Origin of the sequence: Ancylomarina sp. (assembly GCF_041555295.1) — a bacterium.
Lineage (GTDB): Bacteria > Bacteroidota > Bacteroidia > Bacteroidales > Marinifilaceae > Ancylomarina.
Map to the genome: position 1 here is coordinate 1 of NZ_JBFFKR010000120.1, position 9,917 is coordinate 9,917.

Sequence of the window (9,917 nt, forward strand, 5' to 3'; positions counted from 1 at the left end):
AGTTGATCGGAAATCCTGTAGAAATAAGAAGACTACCAAGAACACAAGAAGAAATGCTTCAATTAAAGTCATGACAACATGATCGATAGAAGCTTCCAAAAACTCATTGGTATTAAAAGGGATAACATATTTAATCCCCGGAGGAAAATCATTAGATGATTCTTCAAGCACTCTCTCAATCTCTTTTACGATTTCTTGTGCATTCGATCCTGCAGTTTGATAAACCGCCATAGCCACAGAAGGATAACCCGCCGTTTTATTTTGAGTTGAGTAACTAAAAGCACCCAATTCAACTTTTGCCACATCCTTTAATCTCAGGAAGTTGTTATTGCCTTCTGAGCGCAAAATGATATTTTCATATTCTGATACTTCAGAGAACTTCCCCTTATAGCGTATCACATATTCGAATGACTGAGATGAATTCTCACCAAACTTACCCGGAGCAGCCTCAATATTTTGCTCATTTAAAGCATTCGCAACATCCTGAGGAGATAAGCCATAGACAGCCATTTTCTCAGGCTTCAACCAAATCCTCATGGAATAGTCACGAGAACCAAACACATTGGCATCACCCACACCATTGATACGCTTGATCAAAGGAATCATATTGATACGAGCATAGTTCTCTACAAAAGTCGCATCGAAATCCTTATTCTCCGAATACAGGGAAAAGAACATCAATACCCCATTCTGAACCTTTTGAGTGGTTAACCCAGCTTTGATCACCTGCGAAGGCAGTTTGCTGTTAACCGTAGCCACGCGATTCTGCACCTTTACCGCAGCAATATCAGCATCGGTTCCCAATTCGAAATAAACATTGATTGTTGCCGCCCCAGAGTTACTTGAGCTCGACGACATATAAGTCATACCCTCTACCCCATTCACAGCCTCTTCGATAGGTACAACCACCGATTTCAAAACGGTTTCGGCGTTGGCACCAGGATACGAAGTCGATATTTTCACCGTTGGAGGTGCAATTTCAGGAAACTGCTGAACAGGAAGGGATGTTAAGCCCAACACACCGAGAATAACAATTAATATGGAGATAACAGTCGATAATACCGGCCGTTCTATAAATTTTTGAAACATGATATGCAGTTTTAATTGGTAATTATCAATAGATAATTAGTGATTAGTTGTCAGATAAAACTTCTTTGTTTGAACCAGGCTGAACAGCTAAACCAATCGGATTCGGTATAATCTGCATACCTTCACGAAGCTTGATCAAGCCATCATTTACGATAACTTCGCCAGCCTTTACACCACTTTGAACAATGATATCATTCCCCACAGTCTCAGAGACGATCACTTCTTTTGATTCAACCTTATCTCCCTCACCTACAACATAAACAAAACGCTTTCCTTGTAATTCGAAAGTAGATTTCTGAGGTAGAAGAATGGCACTTTGTAATTGAGTTGGGAACTTAATTCTTCCACTGTTACCATTGCGCAACAATCTGTTGGTGTTTGGGAATTTAGCACGGTAATTCACACTACCAGTTCTGGGATTCACCATACCATTGATGGTTTCAATTTTCCCCTTCTGATTATACAAACTACCATCAGCCAAAAACAATTCAACTTCAGGCATTTGATCAATCTTCTCTGCCATGCTATTGCCACCTAAACTTCGAATGAACTCCAAAAGTTGTTTCTCATTCATACTAAAATAGGCATACACATTATTGATATTTGAAACTGTGGTTAGAGCCATCGCTTCATTTCGACCAACCAAGCTGCCGACTTTATATGGGATGCTACCAACAATACCATCCACAGGACTGGTGATAATGGTATAATCCAGATTTTCCTTTGCATTTAAATAGTTAGCCTCAACTGCATTCAATTGGGCTTTAGCCGCATTCAACTTGCTGGTTACTGTTTTCAGCTCAATGCCACTGATGATATTCTTCTCAACCAAAGGGCTTATTTTTTCAAGTTCAACTTGTGCCACTTCAACCTGCGATTTTGCAACCTCTATATTGGCTTTTGCAGCATTAAGCTGTTGGTTTAAAGTCTCAGCACTAAGTTTGAATAAGAGCTGTCCCTTTTTTACGGTAGTCCCTTCGTCTATGTATATCTTTTCGATAAAACCATCCACTTTTGAACGGATTTCCACGTTTTGTTCGCCTTCTATATTGGCAGCATATTCCTTATAAATCGTCACATCAGCTTTCTCGACAGTTTGAACCTGAAAAGGTGCTGCCTTATGAGCCATTTGAGGTTTCCCTGATTGGTTACAGGAAGACAAAGCCAATAGGGCTATGCCAATAATTGTTAGAAATTTACCTTTTATCATGATTGTATAAATTATTTGAGAGTTAATTACTAAAGGTTCGTTTTGTTCGCCCAGAAACGAACCCGTCAGGCACAAAAATAAATACAGGAAGTCTGTATTTATCTAATTAGTATGTTATTGGATGATTAGTGATGCGAATTCATGTCACAATTTGCTCTTACATTTTCTTTCAGCGTCTCCAAAAGAGATAATGAACTTGAAAGAAAATCGAGATAAGGGTAAGATTTATTAATAGCTGGATCAACATCCTTTTCATGCATTTCGTCCCTGAACTCTGCTATTTCCTTGACTATTTGATATTCCATTCGATACTGAACAATCTCATCATCAACTCGGGCCAATAGGGATTCAGGAGATAGAATAAAGTACTTTTTACGATCACCCGGTTTGGTATAAAATGTAAGCATTCCCCTATTCGAAAGCAATTGTATGTTTGTAGAAATAGTACTCTTGCTGGCAGCCAAAAAAACGACTAATTCATCGAAAGTCGTTCCATCACCTTTGTTAACAACCAGACTGGCAAAAATTCGGGCTGCAATTGGAGGCAGGTTATCCTGACGCTCCATAAAGAGACCAAACTTCTCAACCAATTCCTTTTTACGAATTTCTAAGCTCTTATCTGAATTCATAGTTTTTGATATTTAATGATGCAAACATACGATTAGTTCGGTTACTTCCGAACCAATAAGTGTTAAAAAATAAAAAAACACAAATTAAGATTATTAAAGCCAGCAAATATCAGGTAAAAAGAAATCCAGATCAGTTATCGTACTGATCTGGATTTTATATGCGTCCACATTAAAGCAAAACATCTACATTAAAAACGCCATTATTTATAGGAATCCAAATACAATTGCTCAACCTGTTCTCTAGCCCATGGTGTTTTTCTAAGAAATGTCAAACTCGACTTGATAGATGGATTGGACTGAAAACAACGAATCTTTATTCTATGGCTCAATTCTTTCCAACCATAAATGGCCTCTAAATATTCCAACATATCAACCAACGTCACCCCATGTAAAGGGTTGGATGCTTGTACCTGTGTGACTTTCTTAATCTCCTCCATTTGAACCAAATCTAATAATACATTACCCGCTTAAGAAACGATTCTACAAATGTAATGAAAGAGATTAGAAATAATCTTCATTTGAAAATCTATATTATCAAAAAAATCTTCGAGAAAAGAAAAACCTCAAACAATTCTATTTAATTTTTTACATTATTACTGAAATAAAACGCTATTGATATGACAAAGATTTAACATCAATACATTTCAAAATACACCTCACAATAAACGACTTTATCATCTTTTTATCCAATAATACAAACCCTCAATCAACCACACTCAAAAACACTAATAATCTTACAGTTACCTAATAGTCATAATCAGTATATTCAACCAATGTTTAGACCGAGGCTCCTTTTTATTCCACAGAAAAATAGTAAGGTCACTTATTTTTTATTTATATTTAGACTGCTTAATTCAAAATTATGCATCAATCAACCACGCTTATCTAGATTAAAACAGATATTCAATTGAGCATAATTTATTAAAAACCCTAACTATGACCAAAAGAATAACAAGAGTTCTTGTAGCTAATAGAGGTGAAATTGCCTTAAGAGTTATGAGATCATGTAGGGAAATTGGCATTCAATCAATTGCTGTATATTCTGACGTTGATCGTACATCGATGCACGTTAGATATGCCAATTATGCCTACCCTATCGGACCTGCTCCATCTAATGAAAGCTACCTTAACATCGACAAGATTATTGAGGTTGCCAAAATATCAAAAGCTGACGCCATACATCCTGGCTATGGATTTTTAAGTGAAAACGCAGAGTTTTCGAAAAGATGTCAGGAAGAAGGCATCATATTTATTGGCCCTACCCCTGAAATTATATCGACCATGGGTGATAAAATTACAGCCCGTACAACCATGATCAATTCTGGTGTTCCGGTTGTGCCTGGGACCAAAGAGAATCTGACAGACGACGCAATGGCTCTCAGAGTAGTCAAAGAAGTTGGACTACCCGTCATGATTAAAGCCTCAGCTGGTGGCGGAGGAAAAGGAATGAGAATGGTAGATAAAGAAGAAAATATTCTCAGTTCACTTCGTGCCGCCCGTTCCGAAGCCAAATCATCCTTTGGTGATGATTCTGTTTATGTAGAAAAATACATCTCCTCTCCTCATCACATTGAATTTCAAATTCTTGGAGACAAGCATGGTAATGTCATACATCTCTGCGAAAGAGAATGTTCGGTACAACGTCGTCACCAAAAAGTGGTTGAAGAAACACCTTCTCCATTAATGACTCCTGAGTTGAGAGAGAAAATGGGTAAATCTGCCGTAGAAGCCGCAAAGGCAGTAAATTATCACGGAGCTGGAACCATAGAATTTCTTGTTGATAACGATCTCAACTACTACTTCTTAGAGATGAACACCCGACTTCAGGTTGAACATCCTATCACCGAAAGGGTAACCGGATACGACCTTGTAAAGGCTCAAATTCATATTGCTGAAGGCAGACCTCTCGAAATAAAACAAGAAGATGTCTTCCAGTTTGGACATTCGATAGAATGCCGAATTTACGCTGAAGACACCGACAATAACTTTATGCCAAGTCCTGGACTCATTACACACATCACCGAACCCATGGGTTTAGGTGTTAGAACAGATGGCTACGTTTACGAAGGTTACGAAATTCCGATTCATTACGACCCCATGATTTCGAAGCTGATTATTTGGGCCAGAACCAGAACCGAAGCGATTGAAAGAATGCGTCGTGCACTGTATGAATATAAAATTACAGGCGTAAAGACTTCGATTAAATTTTTAGAGAGAATAATGGAATGCCCCGACTTTAAGGAAGGGAAATACGACACCCACTTTATTCAGGATAATGAAGATTTCCTAATGGCTCCTGATTCTTCAAAAGAAAGATTCGAAGATCTGGCCATTGTTGCCGCCTTTCTAGACTATAATCAAAAGCTTAAAAATGCACATGGTAGTGATGTTATCTCATCAGGTACCAAATGGAAAGAATTCGGACGACGATCTGCCATGCATAGAGCCAATAAAAACTAATCCACTTAAAATATAGATTATGTCACTAGAAATAAAACTGGGCGATAGAATTGCCAAAGTCGAATTGCTAGCAGAATCAGGCAATCAAATAAAAATAATGGTGGATAATAATGAATACGACCTGGATTGTTACCAAGTTGAAAAAGGCATTTATTCCATTCTATTCAAAGGGCGTTCGTATAATGTTGAACTTATCGATACCATCTCTCCAAAGAAATACTCCGTCAACACTTTTTATCATTCTTACGATGCTGAAATTATTGATGCTGAAACTAAATACTTACAGGCACGAACTGGCGGTGATTTAGAAGATGAGCAAAGCACGATCATATCACCTATGCCAGGAAAGGTTGTTAAAATACCTGTTAAACTAGGCGATGAAGTTAAAAAAGGGGATACCCTTATTATCGTTTCAGCAATGAAAATGGAAAGTGAATACAAGGCAGGGAAAGATGGTACCATTTCTGAAATTTTTGTAGAAGAAGAAGATACGATTAAAGCCAATCAGGCATTGATACATATCGAATAAGTCAAAAACACAGTTATGAGTATTTTACCTCATAGATATTCAAGTTCCTATCAACAAAAAAAGAATCATGCTTACTATAGAAGATAAAATCAAAAAATTTGAAACTCTTAGCAAAGCTGCCGAACTGGGTGGTGGTGAAGAGAGAATTGCAAAACATCATGCAGGAGGCAAGAAAACAGCTCGTGAAAGAATCCATGATTTAATGGATCCCGATACCTTTACCGAAATTGATAAGATGGTGACTCACCGTTCCACTGATTTTGGGATGGAAAAGACAAAAATACTGGGCGATGGTGTTGTTTCTGGTTACGGTAAAATTGACGGTAGACTTTGCTATGTTTTTGCACAGGACTTTACTGTTTTTGGAGGTTCATTGAGTAGTGCAAATGCTGATAAAATAGTAAAAGTGACCAAGCTTGCCATGAAAATGGGTGCCCCCATTATCGGACTCAACGATTCGGGTGGAGCCCGAATTCAGGAAGGTGTTCAATCTTTGGCTGGCTATGCCGATATTTTCTATCAAAACGTACGCGGCTCGGGTGTAATTCCTCAGATTTCTGCCATTATGGGACCTTGTGCCGGTGGTGCCGTTTACTCCCCTGCCCTTACCGATTTTATCATGATGGTAAAGGATACCTCTTATATGTTTGTTACCGGGCCTGATGTGATTAAAACCGTCACTCACGAAGAAGTTACAAAAGAAGAATTGGGTGGAGCAATTACACATAATTCAAAATCGGGAGTAGCCCATTTGGTTGCTGACGACGACGAGCAAGCCATGATGATGCTACGAGAGCTGATGACCTTTCTCCCATCAAATAATATGGAAGATCCACCGATTAAGCCTTGTACTGACAATATTCACCGAGAGGATGAGAAATTACAGCAAATGGTTCCTGTTGATCCCAACAAACCTTATAATATCAAAGACATTATCGAGATAGTTGTTGATGATAAGAATTTCTTTGAATTGATGCCACTCTATGCTCAGAATATCACCATTGGTTTTGCTCGTTTGGGCGGACAGCCAGTTGGTATAGTTGCTAATAACCCGGCTTTCTTAGCAGGTGTTTTAGATATCAATTCTTCGACAAAAGCTGCTCGCTTTGTACGCTTTTGCGATGCTTTCAATATTCCTCTGGTTACTTTTGTTGATGTACCTGGTTTCTTACCAGGAACCGAGCAAGAGTATGGCGGTATTATCAAGCATGGGGCTAAGCTTTTATATGCCTTTGCCGAAGCCACAGTGCCAAAAATAACTTTGATTACTCGTAAAGCTTATGGTGGCGCATACGATGTGATGGCTTCCAAGCATATTGGTGCCGATATCAATTACTCCTACCCTACGGGTGAAATTGCTGTAATGGGTGCCGAAGGTGCTGTAAATATTATGAGTAAAAACCTGAGCGACGAAGAAAGAGCTGCTGCTATTGAGGATTACCGCGACAAGTTTGCCAATCCGTATAAGGCTGCTGAAATGGGATATATCGATGAAGTGATTCAACCTAAGCAATCGCGTTACAAGTTGATACAGGCTTTGGAGATGTGTCGTAATAAAAGCGAACACAACCCACCTAAAAAACATGGTAATATTCCTCTTTAATCAATTACATACTACAACAGAAAAGGCTATTGAATATCACATTCAATAGCCTTTTTCTCCTATGGGGCCCCACTTGCGCTGCCGAGGCCAGAATAAAAAGCTTATGAGCGTCCATTGTCAGCCTGCCGTGAGGCGTGCTCCAGTTGCATCCACATAGAGAAAACAAGGATCAGGCTGACTTGATTCTTTTGTTTACTTTTCTCATCTAAGGAGAAAAGTAAAAGCCATGCGGCTTGAGCTTAAGAAAAAAATAATGATTTTATTTTAAAATTCACGGTAGAAGTTCCCTATAAAACGTCACCTCAAACGCCTTAACATGAAGGGTTTCTCATCATACCACTTCTCAATAGAAGAAATTGAATTCTCATCTTCAATAAACAAATTCAATTCGTAGTGAATATATCCACCCTCTTGAAGCATGACAGGAATAAGTGCATGAAAATTCCTTATCTGCTTATTAAAAAAACGATTCTAAACAAAACCACACATACTGTATAAACATTACTAATCAAGACCTTGACACTTATTATTTTTTTGTTTCCGCAGCTAATAAGCTTTAATTTTACAAGTATGCTGAAAATAGCAGTGAATATTAGTTAAAATCAAATTCAGAGGAGGTTTATATGAACAAGCTGAAAATAATATTGGTCATGAGTATTGTATTGATGTATGCCAATTCCTTAAAGGCACAATACATTATCGAACAAATTGAGTATGAAATTCCAATCAATTATGAACTCCTTAAAGAGGGTACAGACTTCGAAGATCCTATAGATGAGGCTAAGTTTTTTCTAAACCTTCCTGAAGGTAAACTAAAAGCGTCAGCCTATAGTGAATATGACGAAATGGAAATCCAAAAATCAACAATCTACATCAGCGGGGACAACTTTGCAGTGGATAGCCAAACCAAAGAAGAGGGCAAAATCACAGTCATATCAAACTATAACAAAGGTATAATATACTACGTGCTTTGGTCTCAAAAGAAAGTATATGAAATGTCTAAAGAAGACATGGAAAATATTCAAGCAGAAGCCAATGACGCAGTCCAAAAAATGATGGAGCAACTCCCACCCGAAATGCGGGAACAAGCAAAGATGGTAATGGAAGCCGAAAAGGGGCAGCAGGAATCAAAACAGAAAATAATATCAACTGGTAAAAAGATGAACAAATACGGATACAGCTGTGACCAATACATAATAGAAGGGGACAATGACGTGATGACAATTTGGGCGTCAGATGATATACTGGGATTGGCAAAAAAAGCACAGCATGTTTCCGAAAAGTTATCCAAAATCTTCAAAACAGATGATAAGAAAGAAAAGGATGAATGGGACCTCGTTTCCGGAAGAATACCCATTGAGGTACGGACTTACCAAATGGATCCTATGATAGGAGCCAGAATGGAGATACAGGCCATCACAAAAATAAATAAAACCAATCCTCCAGCAGAAAAGTTTATTGTCCCTGGAGAAGCTCAAGGCTTTACCAGAAGTTCATTCAAAGAGATGATGAACCAAATGATGCAAGGGCAAAGAGCTAAATAAGTGACCTTATAAGGAAAATGTAACATTTAGTGTAGATAATCAGTTTTTAAACCTTTTTAAAAATCAAATTATGAAAATTAACAAAGATGAGATTCCAGCCATCATGCAAACTCCTGATGCAATTATCCGAAACATAAACGGATGTGGAGGTATGACAATTGCCTATAATGAGTTCCCAAAAGGAATGGACTTTTCCCCTTTCCTTCAAGGATTAGAGAATGACAGTTGCCATTGTCCACATTGGGGGTACGTCCTTCAAGGTGCAGTAAGGTTAATATATAATAATAAATCTGATGAAGTTGTCAGAGCAGGTGATGTATTTTACTGGCCCGCTGGACATACAGCAATTGTAGAAGAAGATCTAAAATTTATTGATTTTAGCCCTGAAAAAGAATCCAGTGAAGTAATGGAACATATTGCCAAAAAGATGGCTGAGCTTGGAGAATAAATAAAACCAATCCACCAGCAGAAAAGTTTATTGTCCCCGGAGAAGCTGAAGGCTTTACCAGAAGTTCATTCAAAGAGATGATGAACCAAATGATGCAAGGAAAAAGAGAATATTAACGGAATACAATTTTAGGGATGGATTATTAAAAGAAGTCTGTTTTTTTTGAAAGGAGGATCACATTTATTACCCATAAATAATCATTAGCTTTCTTTTAATAGCTCATCAATTTTTAATTCATATTAAAAATAATGCGATGAAAAAACATCATTTACAAAGCTATCTACTAACACTCACGATCATTCCTCTTCTATTTATGATGATCGCCTGGACTGTAAAAGACGAGGGCAAAATACCTATCACAACTTCTTCAGATGAAGCTCTAAACCATTATTTGCAGGGGCTTGC

The 9,917-nt window shown here is 37.9% G+C and carries 9 protein-coding genes; 5 read left to right on the forward strand and 4 right to left on the reverse strand.

Annotated elements, in window-relative coordinates; genetic code table 11:
- From ABY905_RS09850 to ABY905_RS09865, 4 genes are all read right to left on the reverse strand, one after another.
- Positions 1 to 1,089, reverse strand: a 1,089-nt coding sequence (locus ABY905_RS09850) for an efflux RND transporter permease subunit (RefSeq protein WP_372643104.1), incomplete at its 3' end; no start/stop codon positions are given.
- 43 nt (positions 1,090 to 1,132) lie between these two features.
- A complete protein-coding gene (locus ABY905_RS09855) occupies positions 1,133 to 2,299 on the reverse strand; it encodes an efflux RND transporter periplasmic adaptor subunit (protein WP_372643107.1) in 1,167 nt (388 codons plus the stop codon).
- Between the two features lie 125 nt (positions 2,300 to 2,424).
- A complete protein-coding gene (locus tag ABY905_RS09860; RefSeq protein WP_372643110.1) occupies positions 2,425 to 2,928 on the reverse strand; it encodes a GbsR/MarR family transcriptional regulator in 504 nt (167 codons plus the stop codon).
- Positions 2,929 to 3,128: 200 nt separating this feature from the next.
- Entirely contained in the window at positions 3,129 to 3,365 is a 237-nt protein-coding gene (locus tag ABY905_RS09865; RefSeq protein WP_372643112.1) for a VF530 family DNA-binding protein, read from the reverse strand.
- A gap of 499 nt (positions 3,366 to 3,864) precedes the next feature.
- On the opposite strand from ABY905_RS09865, the gene accC reads away from it, so the two are divergent.
- The 5 genes from accC to ABY905_RS09890 all read left to right on the forward strand — a co-directional run bounded on the left by accC (position 3,865) and on the right by ABY905_RS09890 (position 9,512).
- Positions 3,865 to 5,388: an acetyl-CoA carboxylase biotin carboxylase subunit gene (accC, locus tag ABY905_RS09870; RefSeq protein ID WP_372643114.1), complete on the forward strand. Its 1,524-nt coding sequence runs from the start codon at positions 3,865 to 3,867 to the stop codon at positions 5,386 to 5,388.
- Between the two features lie 19 nt (positions 5,389 to 5,407).
- Entirely contained in the window at positions 5,408 to 5,917 is a 510-nt protein-coding gene (locus ABY905_RS09875) for a biotin/lipoyl-containing protein (RefSeq protein ID WP_372643116.1), read from the forward strand.
- 67 nt (positions 5,918 to 5,984) lie between these two features.
- Positions 5,985 to 7,520: an acyl-CoA carboxylase subunit beta gene (locus ABY905_RS09880; protein WP_372643118.1), complete on the forward strand. Its 1,536-nt coding sequence runs from the start codon at positions 5,985 to 5,987 to the stop codon at positions 7,518 to 7,520.
- Positions 7,521 to 8,143: 623 nt separating this feature from the next.
- A complete protein-coding gene (locus tag ABY905_RS09885) occupies positions 8,144 to 9,064 on the forward strand; it encodes a DUF4412 domain-containing protein (protein WP_372643121.1) in 921 nt (306 codons plus the stop codon).
- A 70-nt stretch (positions 9,065 to 9,134) separates the two neighbouring features.
- Positions 9,135 to 9,512: a hypothetical protein gene (locus ABY905_RS09890; protein WP_372643123.1), complete on the forward strand. Its 378-nt coding sequence runs from the start codon at positions 9,135 to 9,137 to the stop codon at positions 9,510 to 9,512.
- The last annotated feature ends 405 nt before the right edge of the window (positions 9,513 to 9,917 follow it).

Coding starts and splice junctions, on each gene's coding strand:
- ABY905_RS09885 (WP_372643121.1), top strand. CDS start 8,144: ATGAACAAGCTGAAAATAATATTGGTCATGAGTATTGTATTGATGTAT.
- ABY905_RS09890 (WP_372643123.1), top strand. CDS start 9,135: ATGAAAATTAACAAAGATGAGATTCCAGCCATCATGCAAACTCCTGAT.
- ABY905_RS09875 (WP_372643116.1), top strand. CDS start 5,408: ATGTCACTAGAAATAAAACTGGGCGATAGAATTGCCAAAGTCGAATTG.
- ABY905_RS09865 (WP_372643112.1), bottom strand. CDS start 3,365: ATGGAGGAGATTAAGAAAGTCACACAGGTACAAGCATCCAACCCTTTA.
- accC (WP_372643114.1), top strand. CDS start 3,865: ATGACCAAAAGAATAACAAGAGTTCTTGTAGCTAATAGAGGTGAAATT.
- ABY905_RS09880 (WP_372643118.1), top strand. CDS start 5,985: ATGCTTACTATAGAAGATAAAATCAAAAAATTTGAAACTCTTAGCAAA.
- ABY905_RS09855 (WP_372643107.1), bottom strand. CDS start 2,299: ATGATAAAAGGTAAATTTCTAACAATTATTGGCATAGCCCTATTGGCT.
- ABY905_RS09860 (WP_372643110.1), bottom strand. CDS start 2,928: ATGAATTCAGATAAGAGCTTAGAAATTCGTAAAAAGGAATTGGTTGAG.